Below are 18,701 nucleotides of genomic sequence, written 5' to 3' on the forward strand. Positions count from 1 at the left end.
GAATCAGGTTCAGGAGTTCCGTTAAGCGGTCTATGAAACAAGCGCTTCATCTAAAACTAGGGCAACAGCTCACCATGACGCCCCAGTTGCAACAGGCCATCCGTCTGCTGCAACTTTCGACGCTGGATCTGCAGCAGGAGATCCAGGAGGCTCTGGAGAGCAATCCGATGCTTGACGTATCTGAAGAGGATCACGATCAGGCAGACGGCGCTCAGGAACTCGATAATCTGCACAACAGCAAAACAGCAGAGAATGAAGAATCTCGTTTTGAACATGATGAGAACGAAGCTGTTGCTGAAGACAAATGGAATGACGAGATACCGGCCGAACTCAGCACTGACAGCAGTTGGGAAGACACGTTCCAGTCTGCCCTGCCCTCTGTCGGCCGCGACGACAGCGAGGGTTTTGAAGCCAACGACTCCGCCGAAGAAACCCTGCAGGACCATCTGCATTGGCAGCTGAATCTGACGCCGATGTCAGATCTGGACCGGCTGATTGCCACCAATATTATCGATGGCATCGATCCTGACGGTTACCTCACCATTAGCCTCGAAGAGATCCATGAACATCTACGCCACCAGCAGACCGAGGATGATGACCCGGTCGAAATGGATGAACTTGAAGCCGTGCTGCATCGGGTACAGCAGTTTGACCCTCCAGGGGTAGCTGCAAGGGATCTGAGTGAGTGTCTGGCCATCCAGTTGCGACAGATGCCCGCCGATACCCCCTGGCGCAACGAGGCAGTCAAAGTCGTTCAGCTCTACATTAAACTGCTCGGCAGTCATGACTACCGTCAGCTGATGCGCAAAACCCGCCTCAAAGAACCTCAGTTGCAGCAGGTGGTGCAGTTAATACAGCAGCTGAACCCCAAACCGGGTGCCATGATCAGCAGCACCACGGCAGAATATGTAATTCCCGATGTTCTGGTTACAAAACACCGTGGTGTCTGGACCGTCAACCTTAACCCTGATGTCTCTCCGCGTCTTCGCATCAATGCCGATTATGCCAGTCTGGTTAAGCGGGCAGACAACAGCTCAGATAACGCCTATCTTAAAAATCATCTACAGGAAGCACGCTGGTTTATTAAAAGCCTGCAAAGCCGAAACGAAACGCTTCTGAAGGTGTCCAACGAAATTGTTAAACGACAGGCGGGGTTTCTGGATCATGGGGAAGAAGGCATGAAACCAATGGTACTGCATGACATTGCTGAAGCCGTTGAAATGCATGAATCCACCATCTCTCGTGTGACCACCCAGAAATATATGCATACACCGCGGGGTATTTTTGAACTGAAATACTTCTTCTCCAGTCATGTCAGCACGGCAACCGGTGGCGCAGCTTCGTCCACAGCTATTCGTGCCCTGATCAAAAAACTGGTTGCTGCGGAGAACACGTCCAAGCCGTTGAGTGACAACAAAATTGCTCAATTTCTGGATGAACAAGGCTTTAAAGTGGCCAGACGCACCATCGCGAAATACCGTGAAGCGTTGGGGATTCCACCTTCTAATGAGCGAAAGCGTTTGGTTTAATGGAAAGACGTAATTGGGATATGATCCCGCTACTGCCAAGGAGATAACCTATGCAGATCAATATTACAGGCCATCACGTTGAAGTTACTGAAGCGTTGAACACCTACGTTCTCTCCAAGTTTGAAAAAATTGAACGTCACTTCGACAATATCACCAATGTTCAGGTCACCCTCAGCGTTGAAAAACAGCGCCAGAAAGCTGAGGCAGACATGCACGTCGCTGGTGGACAACTGTTTGCGACCCATGAATCTGAAGACATGTACGCGGCGATTGATGGCCTTTCTGACAAGCTTGACCGTCAGATCATCAAACACAAAGAAAAAATGAAAAAACACAAATAACACACCTATATGCCACTTACTGACCTTCTGACCCCCTCGAGCATCCGCTGTGATCTCGAGGGCGGCAGTAAAAAACGCATCATCGAAACAGCCAGCGAGCTGCTCTCTGCAGCACACCCTGAATTAGATGCCACCGCCTTGTTCAACGGGCTGCACGGCCGTGAACGACTGGGCAGTACTGGCATTGGCTCGGGCGTGGCCATACCCCATTGCCGCTTGGCCGAATGTACCGAAGCCGTGGGCATGATCCTGCGTACGGTAGAGCCGATCGATTTTGATGCCATCGACCATAAACCCGTCGATCTGCTGTTTTTCCTGGTGGTACCCGAAGACGGTGCCGAAATACATCTCAAAACACTGGCCAGCATTGCTGAGCTGATGGGACAGCCTGACGTACTTCAGTCCCTGAGAACCGCCAGCGGTCCTGAAGAGATGTACAAGATTATTCAACAAAAGAGCAGCTGATTTATGAAGCTGGTGATCCTCAGTGGACGCTCTGGCTCAGGCAAAAGTACTGCGTTACAGGCGTTGGAGGATATCGGCTTTTACTGCATTGATAACCTGCCAGCACTGCTATTGCCTGACCTGATCAGTCAGATGAGCAGCGAAACCAGTCACCCGGAACGCATTGCCGTGAGTATTGATGCACGCAATCTGGTGAGCAACCTGTCACGGTTTCCGGCTATTCTCAATCAACTCAAGCAACAGGGCTGGGCAGAGTGTGAGGTGATCTATCTGGACTCCTCTGAAGCGACTCTGATCAAGCGTTACAGCTCTACCCGGCGCAAACATCCGCTGACCAATGAGACCACCAGCCTGCAACAGGCAATCACCTACGAAAGCCAGTTGCTGGAACCGATCGCCAATATGGCGGACATCCGCGTCGATACCACCCGCCTGAGCCTGTATGAACTGCGGGATACGGTTAAACTGCGTGTGGCCCAGCGAAAAGAACAAACCCTGTCCCTGCTGTTTGAATCCTTTGGTTTCAAACATGGCGTGCCGCTGGATGCCGACTTTGTTTATGATGTCCGTGCGCTACCCAATCCACACTGGATACCAGAACTGCGTCAGTTTACCGGCCGGGAAAAGCCAGTGATTGACTTCCTCTCTGCGGAACCCGATGTTCAGGCGATGGTACAGGATATAAAACAGTTCCTTGAGCGGTGGCTACCCCTGTTCAGTGCTAATAACCGCAGCTATGTCACTGTCGGCATTGGCTGTACCGGTGGGCAACACCGTTCAGTCTATATCAGTGAATGTCTGGCTTCTCATTTCGCCGGGCATATGGATAATGTCCATGTACGCCATCGAGAACTGAGTTAACGCCGGATGCTGGAAAAACAACTCGAAATCATCAACAAACTGGGCCTGCACGCCCGGGCCGCTGCCAAACTGATCAGCGTGACCAGCCGTTTTTCCTCCACCATCCAGCTGATCAAAGATGGCCGCGAAGTGGATGCCAAGAGCATTATCTCCGTGATGATGCTGGCTGCTGCAAAAGGATCATGGCTGACCGTTCGCACCGACGGTGATGACGAACACCAGGCGCTGACTGCAGTTGAAGAGCTGATCAACAACCGGTTTGACGAAGAGGAATAAAATCCTTTCCGTTTCACCCGACAAGGGTGCTTCCCCCCCCTGCCTTTCGCTATAATGCACGTAATTCTCAGATTTTCCTGCGAAAATCGCACTCTCAAGGTACACAGGCAGGCGCATGGCTCAGATTGAAATTCAAGATCCACTGCATAGACTCAGCGAAGCACTCTCTACCGGTGCTTTGCAGCAGGTGCGCTATACGCTGAACCACACACTGCGTCCAACGGAAGTGGCCCGCCTGCTGGAAAAGTCCCCGCCGAAAGAACGTCATGTACTCTGGAATCTGATCTCGGCTGAGCTGGAACCCAAAGTCCTGCAGTATCTGGGGGATGATATTCAGGCCGACATTCTAAGCCGCCTGAACAACGAAGAAGTGCTGGCCCTGACCGAGTCGCTGGATTCGGATGACATGGTGGACATCCTGCAGCAGTTGCCCAACCGGGTGATGCGGGAAACCCTGCGTATCATGGACAAGCAGAACCGGCGTCGGGTAGAAAAACTGTTGTCCTATCCGGAAGATACTGCCGGTGGTCTGATGAACACCGATACCACCACCATCCGGCCGGATATCACGGTGGAGACGGCACTGCGTTACATCCGTCGGCACAAAGAAATTCCGGACATGACGGACAGCCTGATAGTAGTCAGCCGGAAAGACTCCTACATCGGCCTGTTGCCACTGACTAAACTGCTGGTTGCTGATCCTTCCATCACCATCCGTGAAATCATGGATACGGACACTGATCCGATTGATGCCTTCATGCCGGATCATGACGTGGCCAAACTGTTCGAACAGCAGGACCTGATCTCGGCACCCGTAGTGAACGAGCGCGGCAAACTGGTCGGTCGTATCACCATCGATGACGTGGTCGACGTAATCCGTGAAGATGCGGACCACTCACTGATGAGCATGGCGGGTCTGGATGAAGACCATGACACCTTCTCTCCGGTGATGATTACCACCCGCCGACGTGCCGTATGGCTGGGTATTAACCTGCTTACTGCCTTTATCGCTTCCGCCGTCATTGGCCTGTTTGAGGAGACCATCGACAAGGTAGTGGCCCTCGCCGTGCTGATGCCGATCGTTGCCTCAATGGGCGGTATTGCCGGTTCCCAGACCCTGACACTGGTGATTCGTGGTCAGGCCCTGGGACAGGTCGACAAAAGCAATGCCGGCTGGCTGCTAAACCGTGAAGTGATTGTAAGTATCCTGAACGGTATTTTATGGGCCGCTGTAATCGCTGTTGTGGCCACCGTCTGGTTCAACGATATCAATATCGGTATCGTGATCGCCCTGGCCATCGTCATCAATCTGATTGCTGGCGCTGTGGCAGGTACCCTGTTACCCATCACCCTGAAATCCATGGGTATCGACCCCGCTCTGGCGGGCAGCGTGCTACTGACAACCATTACTGATGTGGTCGGCTTCTTTGCCTTTCTGGGCCTGGCCACCCTGTTCTTTGCCTGAGAGAGATTATGAGCGAACACGATCTGTTCGATAACGAACTGCCTGACGACGATCAGGAGTGGGTCAGTAAAACCCAAGTAAAAAAACATATGCACGAGTTACAGGCATTGGGTGCCCGACTGCTTGAGCTGAATGCTGAACAACTGGCTAAAATCACATTGGATGAGCGCCTGGTTCAGGCCATTGAAGAAGCCAAAAGAATCAAATCCAACAACGCCATGAAACGTCATTTGCAGTATATCGGCAAATTGATGCGCACCGAAGATTCTGAACTGATTGAGCAGCAGCTGGGCATCTATGAAGCTGGCAAACAGGCGCATACTCAGCTGTTTCATAAACTGGAACGCTGGCGTGACCGGCTTATCCATGAAGGTAACGAAGCTGTTCAGGCGTATATCGAAGAGCACCCGGAAGCGGATGTACAACATCTGCGGCAGTTGGTCCGTAACGCACAGAAAGAATTGGCGCAGGACAAACCACCCGCTTCTGCCCGCAAACTGTTTAAATACCTGCGCGAAGTAGCAGGTGCCTAAACCCCTTCAGATCACCGGCGACTTCGCGTTGCAGTTGCCGGTATTCCAACATCCGGATCAGCCCCCGCTCTCTGCTTTTGAATTTCTGCAATCACGTCTGGCCAGTGGGCATAGGGAACAGTTGCCTGCCTGGTTTGCTGAGCAGCGCATCTGGCTGAACCAGCAGGCAGTTAAACCTGAGCAAACAATCGAACAGGGTCAGCAAATCTGTCTGATGATACCGGATCACTGGGAGGAACCTGTCGATACCCACTGGCAACCAATCTGGGAAAATGATGAGTTGATGGTGGTGTATAAACCCGCCACCCTGCCTGTCAGTCGCACCACGCGTAATCTTTACAACACGCTGATCTCACGGGTCCGCAGAGAAACAGTCTGGTCAGATGCACGGCTGATGCACAGACTTGATACCGAAACAGACGGCCTGATCCTGCTGGCAAAAAATCAGACTGCCGACCGAAAATGGAAACCCATACTCTCTGACCTGATTATCAGTAAACGTTATCATGCCCGGGTGTATGGCAGACCGGAGTGGCAGACTCGAGCCTGTACTCTGGCGCTGGCGACCCGCCCTGAGAGTAAAATCCGCTCACAGATGCATATCGCTGACAGCGATGAACCCGGCGCAAAACACTGCATCAGTCGGTTTCAACTGCTTGAATCTGATCAGGCGTTTTCGTTAATAGAGTGCACACTCGCAACCGGTCGGCGTCATCAGCTCAGAGCACACCTGGCAAATCTGGGTCATCCCATTGTCGGGGACAAAATATATGCCCATCAGGGCCGGTTTTATCTGAAACGACTGACAGAAGAGCTGAATGCAGAAGATTTTAAGATACTGGGTGGTGAGCACCACCAGCTAACAGCCAGCCATCTCAGCCTCAGGCTGAACGGGCAGGATCCGGCCACTGAAATTAACCTGCCGGATCGACTCAACAACACGCTGAACAGTTTTTACTCAGCCGTTTAGCGTTCATTCCTCGGTGGTTTCAATCCGGTCACGGCCCGCCTGCTTGGCCCGATAAAGCAGAAAATCCACCTTATCAACAAAACGGATCGCCTCATCCGATACGGTGGGCACAATGGTACTCACGCCCAGACTGACTGTGATCACATGACTGACATCCGAGGCCCGGTGCGGTATCTGTTGCTGATGAATTTCTGCGCGACAACGTTCAGCCACAGCCAGCGCCGCCTGCTGATCAGTTTCCCGCAAAATAAGTGCAAACTCCTCTCCCCCGAAGCGGGCGATAAAATCCGAACTCCTGCGCGCGGCTTTCTGCAATGTCTGCGCAACCCGTTGCAGGCACTCATCACCCTGCACATGACCATAGTGATCGTTGTATTGTTTGAAGCAGTCGATATCCAGCATGATCAGCGAGAGCGGCTGGCGTTTTTCGAGGGCATGGGCCCATTCCAGCTCCAGCACTGAATCAAACATGCGCCGGTTGGCTATGCCGGTCAGCGGATCTTTATACGACAGCTCCTCCAGCTCCTGTTGCAGCTGAAGCAAGCGCTGCTCGGTCTGTTTGCGCTCAGTGATATCAAACATAAAACCGATCAGGGCAACGGTCTCCCCTGTCTCATCGCGCACCACATGCACGACATCACGAATCCAGACATACTCACCACTCTTGGTCAGAGCGCGATAATCCGCTTCATGGTCGCTGCCCGCTTTTGACTGGGACACGCAGAAATCAACGATATGCTCCCGGTCTTCCGGATGCATGCGTGCTGCCCAGTCATTAATACCCTTCCAGCTATCACGCTCCCAGCCCAGCAGCGTTTCTATCTGAGGCCCGATATAACTGAACTCCAGGGTCTCCCAATCAATTTTCCAGGGAATTGCTTTGGTGGATTCCAGCAGGGTTTTGTAAACCTCGCTGTCGGTTTCCATTTCAATTGAGGGCTTTGTCATATACAACGATCCTAGTTGCAAACACTGATGACAGAAACTGCTGAGTATACGGCATTTTCTACTCGCGTATGCAGCAGAGAAAGCCGTACTTGCCAAAACCGACGGCCAGCGTCAGGCAGGTATTTGAGCCAGGATAAATAAGCCTTGAAAGCCCACTCACTACCGAAGCAGACCTGACGGTTGTTGCCCTGTTGTATAACATGCTGAGATATTCCTGCCGGTGTATATCGAGCCTTTCTGGCCATAACTACCTCACATCCTTGTGAAATTTAGATTATGGAATAGATAAATTTGCTCTGACCCCATTTATCCCCTTGTTTCAAACACGAAAACATTGATCTCTGTTCGATCTTTGATTACTGGATATTAAATTCCACATAATAATTAGGTATTTATTAAAATACTGTGCTATTTTTCCTGCTCCTGATGTGTACAAGGTTTTAAATTCAAACAGGATGCAAGCTCAAGCCGGTACTATAAAAGCCTTTCTTCTGCGCTGGATTCTGCTGTTTTCGGCGCTGGGTTTTGTTGTTATTTTTCTGATAGCCAGCCAGGCCTACACCAGCAGTATCCGCAAGAATGCCAGCGAGGCCGCTGAACGGATGGCGCGTCAGACTTTCAATTCCATGTACCTGGTAATGAGTCAGGGATGGAACCGGCAGCAGTTGCAAAGTTTCCTTGACCAGATGGAGCAGAACAACGCCGATTCTGATATCCGCATCAACTTGTATCGCGGCGAACGGGTTAACCAGCGTTTCGGCTTCATTGGGCCGCAATCCGCCGACAGTGAAATAAGACGGGCTTTTTCCAGTGGTCAGTCTAGTTCCCGGATCACCGAAGGCAGCAGCCGCTTCCTTTATCCTCTGCAGGCACAAGCAACCTGCCTTCAATGCCATACCAATGCAGATGAAGGTGAGGTATTAGGCGTCATTGAGGTACAACAGAACCTGGACGCCAGTGTCGGCCATGCGCAAATCAATCTGGGCTATTACCTGTCACTAATCGCTCCCCTGCCCCTGTTGTTCGGTTTTCTGGCCGTAACCATCCTTACCCGCCGGATCGACCGTTCCATTCATCAGTTGACTGAAAGCATCGCCCATGTGGAGTCAATCTCGGACCTGGAACTGTTACAGCAAGAGCGGCAGAAACTCGGCTTTGCCGAACTCACCCTGATCCACCGGCAGGTCGGATCGCTGGCCAGTAAACTGCGTGATATTGCGGTAGACAAAGAGCTGCTGGAGTTTGAAATCCGCCTGCTGGAGAAGTTTGTAATCACCTCCGAGGTGGTACGCGATTGGCGGGAGTATGTCAGCGAGCTGCTAATGGATATCAACCAGGTCATTGTGGCGCATACCATGTTTTCCATCTTCAAGGTGGATGACGAGCTGTTTGATCTGGAGATTTTCTGGCTCAGCCCGCCCACTGACCGCACCCAGAACTCCATGGAAAAAGCGGTGCTGAATCGCTTACAGGAGCAAGACAATGTGCTGTATGGCAACGGCATCCAGATCCGGCACAATGTAGCGAACCGAAGTGGCGGCCTGATTGATCTGGACCAGAATCGAATCGAACTGCAGTGCAAATCTCTGCTGGTGGAAACACCCAAGATCGGCGGTATTGTCGGTATCGGCGTACAGTCCGATATCATCCAGGATCAGACCAAGGTGCTGGTATTGGAGAGCATTCTCTCCACCCTGCTCAACGTGGTCGGTTCGGTACGGGCAATCTACAAATACACCCGCGATCTGGAATATTATGCCACCCGCGACCCCCTTACCCACCTGTATAACCAGCGGATGTTCTGGGAACTGCTGGAGTATGAGCTTGACCGGGGTATGCGGCACGATTACCCAGTCGCCATCCTGCTGATCGATCTGGATAACTTCAAGGCTATCAACGATGGTTACGGCCACAGCTGGGGTGACCGGCTGCTGGAAAACTTCGCGCGCACGCTGGAAACCAGTTTCACTCAAGGCGATGTCGTAGCCCGTTACGGTGGCGATGAATTTGTCGTTATGTTGCCGGATTGCGACCAGGAAAAGGCCGAAGCCACTGCCCTGCGCCTACTCAGTGCTATCCGTGCTTTCTCACTTCCTTATACTCATGGCAGCCCGCTGAAAATTACCGCGTCCATCGGCATCGGCATCTTCCCCGACCATGCCCAGAATAAAAAAGACCTGTTCATGTTCGTCGACAACATGATGTACCGGGCCAAGCGTCAGGGGCGCGATCGCCTGTGTGCACCGGACGAACACGACCTGCTGGATATCTTCAAAGACATGCATGAGAAAACCCGGCTGGTACAGCATGCCATTGAGCAGCACAAACTGGTGCCGGTATTCCAGCCGATCCAAAGCACGTCCACCGGTGAGATCAAGGCGGTTGAGGTGCTGAGCCGAATTGAACTGCCGGATAATGAACTGATGCACGCCTCGGAGTTCATCGAGATTGCCGAATCCATGGACCTGATTCATACCCTGGATGAGATCGTCATGGAGAAAACCTTCCAGATCGTGCAGAAGGTAGGTTACCAGGGGCTGCTGTTTATCAATATGTCGCCCAAGGCTGTAGTGGTTAAGGACTTTATTCCGTGCATTAAATCCCTGACGGAGCGTTATGGCATTGAGGCTCAGCAGATTGTGTTCGAGATTACCGAGCGGGATACTGTGAAAAGTATTACCGTGCTGGAGCAGTTTGTCGCCAAACTGCGCGGCGAAGGCTTCAAACTGGCCATTGATGATTTCGGCTCCGGTTTTTCATCATTCCATTACCTCAAACACCTGCCGATCGACTATGTGAAGATTGAGGGTGAGTTTATCGCCAACATGGTGCACGACAGCAAGGATATGGCGCTGGTCAACAGTATTGCCAAACTCTCTCAGGAGCTTGGACTGGAAACCATTGCCGAATTTGTTGAAAGTGCCGAGGTGCTGGCCATGGTACGTGCCGCCAATATCTCTTATGCCCAGGGTTACCATATCGGACGACCGACACCGGATCTGGCAGGCATTCTGGGCAAGGCTCCGTTAGCCCTATCAGAACAGCGGCCGGATCTCAGCCACTAAGTCATCCGCCCTGCATCAGGGCCATGTCGGTATTGATCCGCTTCAACCCTGCCTCACGCAGTGGGCCTGCCAGTTTACTGAGCTGTGAACCGTTGGTGGTCAGGGGCGGCTCTTCCAGTGACAACACCCCGGCACGGGGCAGAAACTGCATATCCTCTGCCATGCAATACACACAGCGGAAATCGCAGCGGTCGGTGACCGACATACGGATATAGTCGATTTTTCTCCCCAGACCATCGATCAGGCCCTGTTGCGGTTGTGTCATCGCTACCATCCTCGATTATAGATTCATCGGTTATCGCAATCCGGTTGCTGGGGTACCTATACCTATCAGGTGGTAGTCGAAGAGGGTTTGGGGAGTAAAATTGAACTGGCTCAACGCCTGATAGTGGCTTTAGTTAGCGTATAGAACCGGCGGTACTGGCGACAATGGCAGCAACGACCACCGGGAGCATCAAAGCCGTCAGCCAATAATGATGGCAGGATAATGGGCGATGCTTTATTGTTGAAGAAATGATTAAAAACTTATTAAAAACCTCTCTAAAGCACGCTGCATGACACTGACTCAGGACAAAAAAATCACCGTGATCTTTCGTATTGAACCCGGCTGTCTGGGGCCTGATGGAAGATCTCATGTGGCCGCCTTCTGCCAACTTGCCAGCAACCAACTGGCAGAAAGCGCCCCCGAATTCATGAACTGGCGGATAGAGCCCCGCCTCGACAAGACGCTACCAGAGCTGGCCTATGCGTTACAAAGCCGCCCCCTGTCCCGCGAACATGCCACCCGTTATTTTGCCTACTTTGGCGAGCAGATTGATCACTTCGAAGTCGATTTACTTAACCGCCTGCCGGACCTGATTGACCAGTACTTCGGCCGCTGATCCGGGCAGTGAGCCTTAACGCTCAGCGGCGGGTTTCATCAACAGGCCGTTCTCTATCGGCACATAACGGGATGCAGCCTTAATCAGTGAGGCGGCGGTAAGCCCCGGCACACCATAAACTTCCGTGCGGATGGCAAACTCGTTTGCTAATTTTTCCAGCAGCAGATCAAAGTCCCCATCACCACTGACCAGCACAACCACACTCGAGTCTTTGGCCGCATCAAGCGCGTCAATCGTGATGCCAACATCCCAGTCACACTTCGAAGAACCATCCGCCCGTTGAATATAGGGCTTTAACTTCACCTCAAAACCAATCGCCCTGAGGATGTTCTGGAACTGACGCTGTTGCTGATCACCCCGCTCACTGGAATAGGCGATGGCCCTGACTACCTCCCGGTTGGCGGTAACCTGGCGCCAGAACGCGTTATAGTCAAAACCACAACGGTACATCTGCTTGGTTGTGTAATAGATGTTCTGGGCATCGACCAGAATGGTGACTTTTTCCATAAGGGTTAATCTATCCACCTTTCAAATACAAAAACGCCGCCATCTGCAGCTCGGAACACACGGGCGACCGGCATGAGTATTCTGACCTACCCTCAGCAAATCACAACCGGCCAATCGTGGTTATACTCATTACATGAAGCCAGTTGCCGAGGAGAGCGCCATGCAGTGGGTTGCACACCGGGGCTACCCGCAACGATACCCTGAAAATTCACTAATCGGGTTTGAGGTAGCGCTTGGTTCCGGCGCTCAATTTCTTGAGTTTGATATCCAGCTGTCACAGGACGGCGTGCCCATGGTGTTCCATGATGAAGACCTTGAGCGGCTGACCGGGCACCCCCTGCGGGTATTTGATCTGCCCGCCGCCAAGCTGCAAACTCTGCCACTGCTTTGGCAGGACCGGCCTGCACAACAAGCTGCAGAACCATGTATCCCGACCCTCAGCGACCTGTTTACGCTGCTGCAGGCATACCCCCAAACCCGGGTGTTTATTGAACTCAAGACCGCATCCATTGAGCATTTCGGCATCAACCGGTATCTGGACTATCTGCTGCCGGTACTGATGGACTGCCCCACACCCCTGGTGCTGATCTCGTTCTCTACCCCAGTCCTTTCGGCAATAGTTGCGCGCAGCTCCCATAGGATCGGCTGGATTATTCCCGAGTGGAACAAGCACCATCAGACTATCGCCCATAACCTGCAACCGGACTGGTTGTTTTGCAACCTCAAACGATACCCGGCGGGTGCTACCCCCTGGCCGGGGCCATGGCACTGGTGTTTCTATGTCATCAACGACGGTGCAACCGCACGGCAGCTGAGGGATAAGGGCATCGGCTATTTTGAAACCGACTGCATTGCCGAGATGCTGCATGGACAAGACTGAACTGGTAATACTCGGCGGTGGCATCCATGGCGTCGGCGTGGCACAGGCGGCAGCCGCCGCCGGCTACCGGGTATTGCTGCTGGAAAAATCGGCCCTGGCCGCCGGCACCTCGTCCCGCTCCAGCAAACTTATTCACGGCGGCCTGCGTTATCTGGAAAGCGGGCAGTTTCATCTGGTGCGGGAAAACCTCAGGGAACGGGAACTGCTGCTGCAACTGGCACCGGAGCTGGTACATCGTACGACCTTCTATATCCCCCTGTATCAAGGCTCCTCCAGATCTCCCTGGATGATTCGCCTCGGGTTATGGCTGTATGATCTGTTTGCCGGTCTGACGAAAGTTCCTCGCTCATCTCGCCTCGCACCAGCAGAGTGGGCCAGCCTGTCCGGGCTTCAGACCCGGGGCCTGAAAGCGGTTTTCTCCTACTCAGACGCGCAGACAGATGATGCCGCCCTGACCCGTGCGGTGATGCGTTCCGCCCGACAACTGGGTGCCGTGATCTGTTGCCCGGCCAGCTTTACCTCGGCAGCCATATATGACGACCACTGTGTGGTCAATTATCGCGTGGGGGATAGCGAGAAAAGCGTGCAGTGTCTGGCTATCGTCAACGCCATGGGCCCCTGGGGCTTCCGGATGGCCAGCCGGACCACACCGCCACTGCCGGATTATGCCTACGAGTGCATCGAGGGTACCCACATTGAATGCCCCGGTTGCGGACTCACTGCCGCCTTTTATGTGGAATCACCCTCCGACCGACGCGGTGTATTTATCCTGCCCTGGGGCGACCGTACCCTGATCGGCACCACCGAAACCCCCTATTACGGCCATCCGGATCAACTGGCTCCCACCCAGGCCTCCATCGACTATCTGCAAAAAATCTATCAGCATTACTTTCCCGCTCACGATACCACCGTGCTGGATGCTTGGGCCGGTTTACGGGTACTGCCCAAAGCCTCGTCTTTACCCTTTAACCGGCCACGGGAAACCCGGATTGCGGTCAACGATCCCAACAACCCGCGTTTTCTCTCCATACTGGGCGGTAAGCTGACCGGCTACCGGCTGACGGCAGAACGGGTGGTGCAGCAGCTGCAGAAGGTTCTACCCAAGCGAACCCCCATCGCCGATACCGCTCAATTACGGCTGGAGCCCAGCGATGACTAGTCCTGCCTATCTGCTGGCACTGGACCAGGGCAGCCAGTCCACGCGGGCGGTACTGTTTGATCAGCGGGGCAGGAAACTACATCAGGCCTCGGTCGCCATCCCCCTGATTCGCCACGATAGCCAACGGGTGGAGCAGGATGGCAAGACCATTATCGCCTCGCTGCACGACTGCCTGGATCAGGTGCTGCAACAAGCCGGAATCAGGGCCGAGCGCATTGCCGCTCTGGGCCTGACCAGTCAACGCTCCAGCGTCATCGCCTGGCAGGCGGATACCCAACAGGCCTGTTCCCCTGTCCTGTCATGGCAGGACATCCGTTGCACCCACTGGATTAAGCAGCATCAGGCCTGTGCGGCAACCGTACGCGATAAAACCGGGCTGCCGTTCTCCCCCCATTATGGCGCCAGCAAAATCCACTGGTTATTGCAGAACGCCGGCGCGGATGAAAAGTTACCCGTCAACCTGAGGATCGGCCCGGTAGTGAGTTTTTACCTCAGCCAGCTGCTCCAGACGCCCCATGCTCTGGTTGATACGGCCAGTGCGCTGAGGACCCAGCTGGTCAATCTGGACACCCTCGACTGGGACCCTGAATTGTTAGAATTTTTTGCCATCCCCCGTGCCCTGTTGCCCGATATCGTTCCGGTTTGTCATGACTTCGGCCGGCTGGCGCAATCAGGTATTGCGGTTACCGCCGTCAACGGTGATCAGCCCGCCTCCCTGTTCGCCCAGGGCGAACTGCCGCCCCGCACCGCCTGGGTCAACCTGGGCACCGGCGGTTTTATCCAGTACCCCTGTCGCCAGCAACTGTCGGTCGCTGGCCTGCTAACCAGTCTGGTTCATAACGATGCTGAGTCGCGCCTGTATGCCGTTGAGGGGACGGTCAACGGCGCGGGAGCCGCCCTGCTCTGGGCCAAAGATCACCTGCAACTGACAGAGCAAATTCCTGAGCTGTTAGAACGAGCCGAACAGTCTTATCCACAGACCAGCCTGATATTTATAAACACTGTGGCGGGACTCGGCTCTCCCTGGTGGCAACCGGAGAGCAATCCCTGCTGGCTGGATCTGCGCGGCTCACGGCCAGAAACAGTTCCGGCGATGGTAGCTCTGGTTGCCGTCTGTGAAAGTATTCTGTTTATGATTTTTACCAACCTGAAACGCATGCTGGATGCGGGCTGCGACATCGCAACACTGCATATCAGCGGCGGCCTCAGCAACGCTCCCCTGTTCGGACAGGGGCTGGCCGACCTGAGCGGATTGCCAGTACGCCAGTTTCCGGATACGGAAATGACCGCCAGGGGCATTGCGTTTCTGGCGGCAGGCTGCCCTGACGACTGGGTCCGGGACGACCCGCAACAGTTCAATCCGCAGCCGAATCCGGGGCTCAGGCAACGCTACGACTTGTTCCGGGATTTTCTCAACCAGCATCTCAGCCAGGTGAGATAACGGCTGCGGTGTTAGCAAACTGCCAATAGAAAAATGACCGCCTCTGACAAAACCATTTTAAAATCAGTTGTTTTGTAACTCTGCAGCAAGCGCATTGTCTGACATACTGACAACCAAGCCGGTAAACCCCTACAACAACCGATTTAAGTGGTCCTATGATCTTAACCAACAGCTACCTGTCTTTAGGTGATGAGTTCTATCAACAGATAGAACCCACCCCCGTCGCTGCACCCAACCTGCTGCTCTGGAACCATGAACTGGCGGATCAACTGGCCATCGACCCGGCGCTGCAGCAGGACCGTGTTGCGTTAAGCCAGTACTTTTCGGGCAACCGTCTGTTCCCGGACTCAACCCCCGTGGCACTGGCCTATGCCGGCCACCAATTCGGCCAGTTTAACCCGCGTCTGGGCGATGGCCGTGCCCACCTGTTGGGAGAGCTAACAGACAGGACAAACCACAGGTTTGATATCCAGCTGAAAGGTTCGGGCCCGACTCGATTTTCCCGCAGCGGCGATGGTCGCTGTGCCATGGGACCGGCAGTGCGTGAATTTATCATGAGCGAAGCCATGCATGCTCTGGGCATCCCCACCGCCCGCTCGCTGGCGGTGGTCACCACTGGGGAGATGGTATTTCGGGAAGAGATGCGGCCCGGCGCGGTGGTCACCCGGATCGCCGCCAGCCATCTTCGGGTGGGCACCTTTGAATACTTCGCCTCACAGGGCAATCTGGATGCGGTCGAGCGGTTATGCGGTTACGCCGTGGAGCGCCACTACCCGGAACTGAAACAGGAAACAGGTGAGGGTTTTTACACCGCTTTTCTGCAGGCGGTATGTAGAAAACAGATCGAACTGATCTGCCACTGGCTGCGGGTCGGCTTTATTCACGGCGTGATGAATACCGACAACACCAGTATCAGCGGGGAAACCATCGACTACGGCCCCTGCGCCATGATGAGCAGCTACAACCCCGATGCCATGTTCAGCTCCATTGACCACTCGGGACGCTACCGCTTTATCCAGCAACCGCAGATCTGCCAATGGAATATGGCCCGCCTGGCGGAAAGCCTGCTGCCCCTGATCCATGAAGACAGCAAGACCGCCGTCAGCATTGCCGAAGAACTACTGAAAGAGATGGCCAATGAATTCCACCAGCAATACTTTGCCATGCTGGGCAAGAAAATCGGCCTGACGGAGACAAAACCCGCCGATGAAACCCTGATCAACGACCTCCTGAAACACCTGCGCCTGAACAAGCTGGACTACACCCAGACCTTCCACCGACTGACCGAAAGCCTGCACTCCAGTGAGATTGATACACAAATCAGCACCGACCTGGGCGACTGGTACCCGCGCTGGAAAATCCGGCTGGATGAACAGGGAGAGAATAAAGAAACCGTCTATCAGCAGATGCGCTCACAAAACCCGGTTGTGATCCCGCGCAACCACCATATGGAAGCGGTCATCCGAAGCTGCATCGAAACCGGTAGCGCCGACGACGCCGAAGCCTTTCTTGCCGTACTGAAATCCCCCTACCGGGAGACAGCCACCACAGCGCAATATCAGGACGCCCCGGCCGATAACGACCGGGATTATCAGACGTTTTGTGGGACTTAACGGATATCTCAGGTGTCGAGTCAGGTACTGACTCCGACACCATTATCTGGGGAAAGGGATCACCCCTGTTCTATTCGTAATGGCTCCAGAGCCGAAGAATTTTCACCACCCGCTCTTCCTCGAGCACTTGGTATACCAGGCGATGCTGAATATTTATACGACGTGAACAGGCGCCGGAAAGATCACCGATCAACTTCTCAAACGGAGGGGGTTTACGGTAAGGGTCTTCCGCAATCAGCGCCAACAGTTCCTGGGCTTTAGGCTTTAGGCTTGAGACCACTGGAGGCCAGCTTCTTAGCATCCTTCTGGGCTTGTTTGGTATACACCAACTTCCATGTCACCAATCCAGCTCCTCATCGCATTCATCCACCGGGGTATCCATCCCCTCACGAACAGACTCACGCATACCCGGCACAGATAGCAGGTAAAGGGTTTCCTGAATGGCAGACCAGTCTTCCTCGGATACCAGAACCGCCCTGTTGCGTTTACCCATAATAACGATGGGTTGATGAGACTCGGCGGTTTCATCAATCAAGCGATAAAGATTACTGCGCGCCTCAGTTACTGTAATTCCGGTCATGACGCACCTCAAATATGATCAGTATTTAACCAGTGCGCGCTTTCAGGTACGTACGTAAAGACGAACGTCTCTGGCCCCATTTTTATGCTGGTTAAATGCTTTCCTTTGCTTCAATTTTGACAAAACTTTCTGGGAATTTTGTGAAACATAAAACAACCACCAGCAATACCGGAAGGCTATAGAAACTACCCATAGACTCACCAATAAAAAATGCTGTTGCCATGAGCGTACACATGATCATCGCACCCGTAGGAGTGATATCTAACTGATACCTGCCATTACAAATAGGACAATACGAGTAAGAACCAGAAAATTCATACCATTTATATTTTGCTTTCCTTGGACGAATTTTCGCCTCATTACCCTTGAAGGATTTTTTACAGTGTGGGCATGTAATTTTCATAGAAACTTCACGTACAATTAAAGGGCCGAAAATGTGTAACTTTTGAGGATCGATCTATTACTCTGAGCAAAGGGCAGGACCTAAATTTTCTTCGTAAGATAAGTACGAATAATTAAATTTACTCTGCCTCCATTTATTTGACCCAATTTTTCATTATTTATTGACGCCATTTATTCCTATTTATAATAACGTCGTTCAAACCCTTCAACACTAAAACCCTGCATTTTTTCATTTCTGCCAATCAGAATTAAAGGGTATCCAGTGCCACCAAATTTTTTAAATTCGCGCCTGCGATCAGGTAATTTTTCCACATCATACTCTGTATATGGAATTCTATTAGCAGTAAAGTATTTGCGTGCCTTCGCACAGTACGGACACCATGACGTACCATACATAACAACATGAGTTTTATTTATTTTATCTTTTGACTTACCAATGACAGCAGTAGAGTCCTCTACATGGGTCGATGGAACAACACTAACCGGCTTGATATTTACTTTTTTGGAATGAGTTCCAGCCGGAGGTCTATCACTAAAGTGAATCACTCCATTGCTATCTCTCCACTTATAAACTTCGGCATTAGCCGAAGATAGAAAAACAAGGTTATAAACTGATACTACACACGCTCCAATCAACAGCCTTTTCGCACTAGATATGATTCTATAAGAAACAATTTTCTGCATTTTTAACACCAGTACTTATCCATAAGAAGGTGACTCACGCTTAAACTGACGGACCTCTAAACTCTCCGTCAGCCGGGCAAACAGGCGCTTCCAGTTGAAGA

At 52.8% G+C, this 18,701-nt stretch carries 19 protein-coding genes and 2 pseudogenes; 14 read left to right on the forward strand and 7 right to left on the reverse strand.

The genetic code is table 11. From position 1 onward, the window contains the following. The first annotated feature begins 32 nt into the window (after positions 1 to 32). The 8 genes from P2G53_RS09070 (at position 33) to P2G53_RS09105 (ending at position 6,440) form a co-directional block, all read left to right on the forward strand. On the forward strand, positions 33 to 1,529 hold the full coding sequence (locus P2G53_RS09070; protein WP_275816405.1) for an RNA polymerase factor sigma-54: 1,497 nt from the start codon (positions 33 to 35) through the stop codon (positions 1,527 to 1,529). 50 nt (positions 1,530 to 1,579) lie between these two features. Beyond that, entirely contained in the window at positions 1,580 to 1,870 is a 291-nt protein-coding gene (gene raiA / locus P2G53_RS09075) for a ribosome-associated translation inhibitor RaiA (RefSeq protein WP_275816407.1), read from the forward strand. Between the two features lie 9 nt (positions 1,871 to 1,879). Beyond that, entirely contained in the window at positions 1,880 to 2,335 is a 456-nt protein-coding gene (gene ptsN / locus P2G53_RS09080) for a PTS IIA-like nitrogen regulatory protein PtsN (RefSeq protein ID WP_275816409.1), read from the forward strand. 3 nt (positions 2,336 to 2,338) lie between these two features. After that, positions 2,339 to 3,196 (forward strand): RNase adapter RapZ, encoded by an 858-nt coding sequence (gene rapZ, locus P2G53_RS09085; protein ID WP_275816411.1) that lies wholly within the window; start codon positions 2,339 to 2,341, stop codon positions 3,194 to 3,196. Positions 3,197 to 3,202: 6 nt separating this feature from the next. Next, positions 3,203 to 3,472 carry an HPr family phosphocarrier protein gene (locus P2G53_RS09090; protein ID WP_275816413.1) on the forward strand — a complete coding sequence of 90 codons (270 nt, stop codon included), beginning with the start codon at positions 3,203 to 3,205 and terminating at the stop codon, positions 3,470 to 3,472. Positions 3,473 to 3,587: 115 nt separating this feature from the next. Beyond that, positions 3,588 to 4,937 carry a magnesium transporter gene (gene mgtE / locus P2G53_RS09095; protein WP_275816415.1) on the forward strand — a complete coding sequence of 450 codons (1,350 nt, stop codon included), beginning with the start codon at positions 3,588 to 3,590 and terminating at the stop codon, positions 4,935 to 4,937. Positions 4,938 to 4,945: 8 nt separating this feature from the next. After that, positions 4,946 to 5,470, forward strand: a complete 525-nt coding sequence (gene yjgA, locus P2G53_RS09100) for a ribosome biogenesis factor YjgA (RefSeq protein WP_275816417.1) — start codon at positions 4,946 to 4,948, stop codon at positions 5,468 to 5,470. Next, positions 5,463 to 6,440, forward strand: a complete 978-nt coding sequence (locus P2G53_RS09105) for an RluA family pseudouridine synthase (protein ID WP_275816419.1) — start codon at positions 5,463 to 5,465, stop codon at positions 6,438 to 6,440. The genes yjgA and P2G53_RS09105 overlap by 8 nt, the downstream gene beginning before the upstream one ends. Positions 6,441 to 6,443: 3 nt before the next feature. Here the strand turns inward: P2G53_RS09105 and P2G53_RS09110 are convergent, their stop codons facing one another. After that, positions 6,444 to 7,388 carry a sensor domain-containing diguanylate cyclase gene (locus tag P2G53_RS09110; RefSeq protein WP_275816421.1) on the reverse strand — a complete coding sequence of 315 codons (945 nt, stop codon included), beginning with the start codon at positions 7,386 to 7,388 and terminating at the stop codon, positions 6,444 to 6,446. Positions 7,389 to 7,843: 455 nt separating this feature from the next. On the opposite strand from P2G53_RS09110, the gene P2G53_RS09115 reads away from it, so the two are divergent. Beyond that, entirely contained in the window at positions 7,844 to 10,453 is a 2,610-nt protein-coding gene (locus P2G53_RS09115) for a bifunctional diguanylate cyclase/phosphodiesterase (protein ID WP_275816423.1), read from the forward strand. Positions 10,454 to 10,484: 31 nt separating this feature from the next. Here P2G53_RS09115 and P2G53_RS09120 read toward each other — a convergent pair. Next, a pseudogene (locus P2G53_RS09120) lies at positions 10,485 to 10,718 on the reverse strand (GTP 3',8-cyclase MoaA); the annotation flags it as partial. Positions 10,719 to 11,007: 289 nt separating this feature from the next. Between P2G53_RS09120 and P2G53_RS09125 the strand changes: the two are divergent. Beyond that, a complete protein-coding gene (locus tag P2G53_RS09125) occupies positions 11,008 to 11,334 on the forward strand; it encodes a hypothetical protein (RefSeq protein WP_275816425.1) in 327 nt (108 codons plus the stop codon). A 15-nt stretch (positions 11,335 to 11,349) separates the two neighbouring features. Here the strand turns inward: P2G53_RS09125 and P2G53_RS09130 are convergent, their stop codons facing one another. Beyond that, positions 11,350 to 11,841 carry an NYN domain-containing protein gene (locus P2G53_RS09130; RefSeq protein ID WP_275816427.1) on the reverse strand — a complete coding sequence of 164 codons (492 nt, stop codon included), beginning with the start codon at positions 11,839 to 11,841 and terminating at the stop codon, positions 11,350 to 11,352. A gap of 160 nt (positions 11,842 to 12,001) precedes the next feature. On the opposite strand from P2G53_RS09130, the gene P2G53_RS09135 reads away from it, so the two are divergent. The 4 genes from P2G53_RS09135 (at position 12,002) to P2G53_RS09150 (ending at position 16,934) form a co-directional block, all read left to right on the forward strand. Next, positions 12,002 to 12,721 (forward strand): glycerophosphodiester phosphodiesterase family protein, encoded by a 720-nt coding sequence (locus tag P2G53_RS09135; protein WP_275816429.1) that lies wholly within the window; start codon positions 12,002 to 12,004, stop codon positions 12,719 to 12,721. After that, positions 12,708 to 13,880 carry an FAD-dependent oxidoreductase gene (locus P2G53_RS09140; RefSeq protein ID WP_275816430.1) on the forward strand — a complete coding sequence of 391 codons (1,173 nt, stop codon included), beginning with the start codon at positions 12,708 to 12,710 and terminating at the stop codon, positions 13,878 to 13,880. Before P2G53_RS09135 ends, P2G53_RS09140 begins: the two co-directional genes overlap by 14 nt. Continuing rightward, positions 13,873 to 15,321 (forward strand): FGGY family carbohydrate kinase, encoded by a 1,449-nt coding sequence (locus P2G53_RS09145; RefSeq protein ID WP_275816432.1) that lies wholly within the window; start codon positions 13,873 to 13,875, stop codon positions 15,319 to 15,321. Before P2G53_RS09140 ends, P2G53_RS09145 begins: the two co-directional genes overlap by 8 nt. Positions 15,322 to 15,476: 155 nt before the next feature. Beyond that, positions 15,477 to 16,934 carry a protein adenylyltransferase SelO gene (locus P2G53_RS09150; RefSeq protein WP_275816434.1) on the forward strand — a complete coding sequence of 486 codons (1,458 nt, stop codon included), beginning with the start codon at positions 15,477 to 15,479 and terminating at the stop codon, positions 16,932 to 16,934. A gap of 70 nt (positions 16,935 to 17,004) precedes the next feature. On the opposite strand, the pseudogene P2G53_RS09155 reads toward P2G53_RS09150, so the two are convergent. The 4 genes and pseudogenes from P2G53_RS09155 to P2G53_RS09170 form a co-directional block, all read right to left on the reverse strand. Next, positions 17,005 to 17,275, reverse strand: a pseudogene (locus tag P2G53_RS09155) (Txe/YoeB family addiction module toxin). Then, positions 17,272 to 17,514 (reverse strand): type II toxin-antitoxin system Phd/YefM family antitoxin, encoded by a 243-nt coding sequence (locus tag P2G53_RS09160; RefSeq protein ID WP_275816436.1) that lies wholly within the window; start codon positions 17,512 to 17,514, stop codon positions 17,272 to 17,274. The pseudogene P2G53_RS09155 and the gene P2G53_RS09160 overlap by 4 nt, the downstream one beginning before the upstream one ends. A 91-nt stretch (positions 17,515 to 17,605) precedes the next feature. Further along, a complete protein-coding gene (locus P2G53_RS09165; protein WP_275816438.1) occupies positions 17,606 to 17,917 on the reverse strand; it encodes a hypothetical protein in 312 nt (103 codons plus the stop codon). Between the two features lie 176 nt (positions 17,918 to 18,093). Then, positions 18,094 to 18,600, reverse strand: coding sequence for a glutaredoxin domain-containing protein (locus tag P2G53_RS09170; protein WP_275816440.1), 507 nt, complete (start codon positions 18,598 to 18,600; stop codon positions 18,094 to 18,096). Between the last annotated feature and the right edge of the window lie 101 nt (positions 18,601 to 18,701).

It is taken from the genome of Neptuniibacter sp. CAU 1671 (assembly GCF_029222905.1).
Classification (GTDB): Bacteria; Pseudomonadota; Gammaproteobacteria; order Pseudomonadales; family Balneatricaceae; genus Neptuniibacter.

What these genes read in the sequence shown, in the direction of transcription:
- P2G53_RS09150 (WP_275816434.1), top strand. Translation starts at nt 15,477, where the DNA reads ATGATCTTAACCAACAGCTACCTGTCTTTAGGTGATGAGTTCTATCAA.
- P2G53_RS09110 (WP_275816421.1), bottom strand. Translation starts at nt 7,388, where the DNA reads ATGACAAAGCCCTCAATTGAAATGGAAACCGACAGCGAGGTTTACAAA.
- ptsN (WP_275816409.1), top strand. Translation starts at nt 1,880, where the DNA reads ATGCCACTTACTGACCTTCTGACCCCCTCGAGCATCCGCTGTGATCTC.
- P2G53_RS09170 (WP_275816440.1), bottom strand. Translation starts at nt 18,600, where the DNA reads ATGCAGAAAATTGTTTCTTATAGAATCATATCTAGTGCGAAAAGGCTG.
- rapZ (WP_275816411.1), top strand. Translation starts at nt 2,339, where the DNA reads ATGAAGCTGGTGATCCTCAGTGGACGCTCTGGCTCAGGCAAAAGTACT.
- yjgA (WP_275816417.1), top strand. Translation starts at nt 4,946, where the DNA reads ATGAGCGAACACGATCTGTTCGATAACGAACTGCCTGACGACGATCAG.
- raiA (WP_275816407.1), top strand. Translation starts at nt 1,580, where the DNA reads ATGCAGATCAATATTACAGGCCATCACGTTGAAGTTACTGAAGCGTTG.
- P2G53_RS09160 (WP_275816436.1), bottom strand. Translation starts at nt 17,514, where the DNA reads ATGACCGGAATTACAGTAACTGAGGCGCGCAGTAATCTTTATCGCTTG.
- mgtE (WP_275816415.1), top strand. Translation starts at nt 3,588, where the DNA reads ATGGCTCAGATTGAAATTCAAGATCCACTGCATAGACTCAGCGAAGCA.
- P2G53_RS09125 (WP_275816425.1), top strand. Translation starts at nt 11,008, where the DNA reads ATGACACTGACTCAGGACAAAAAAATCACCGTGATCTTTCGTATTGAA.
- P2G53_RS09140 (WP_275816430.1), top strand. Translation starts at nt 12,708, where the DNA reads ATGGACAAGACTGAACTGGTAATACTCGGCGGTGGCATCCATGGCGTC.
- P2G53_RS09115 (WP_275816423.1), top strand. Translation starts at nt 7,844, where the DNA reads ATGCAAGCTCAAGCCGGTACTATAAAAGCCTTTCTTCTGCGCTGGATT.
- P2G53_RS09165 (WP_275816438.1), bottom strand. Translation starts at nt 17,917, where the DNA reads ATGAAAATTACATGCCCACACTGTAAAAAATCCTTCAAGGGTAATGAG.
- P2G53_RS09145 (WP_275816432.1), top strand. Translation starts at nt 13,873, where the DNA reads ATGACTAGTCCTGCCTATCTGCTGGCACTGGACCAGGGCAGCCAGTCC.
- P2G53_RS09130 (WP_275816427.1), bottom strand. Translation starts at nt 11,841, where the DNA reads ATGGAAAAAGTCACCATTCTGGTCGATGCCCAGAACATCTATTACACA.
- P2G53_RS09070 (WP_275816405.1), top strand. Translation starts at nt 33, where the DNA reads ATGAAACAAGCGCTTCATCTAAAACTAGGGCAACAGCTCACCATGACG.
- P2G53_RS09135 (WP_275816429.1), top strand. Translation starts at nt 12,002, where the DNA reads ATGCAGTGGGTTGCACACCGGGGCTACCCGCAACGATACCCTGAAAAT.
- P2G53_RS09090 (WP_275816413.1), top strand. Translation starts at nt 3,203, where the DNA reads ATGCTGGAAAAACAACTCGAAATCATCAACAAACTGGGCCTGCACGCC.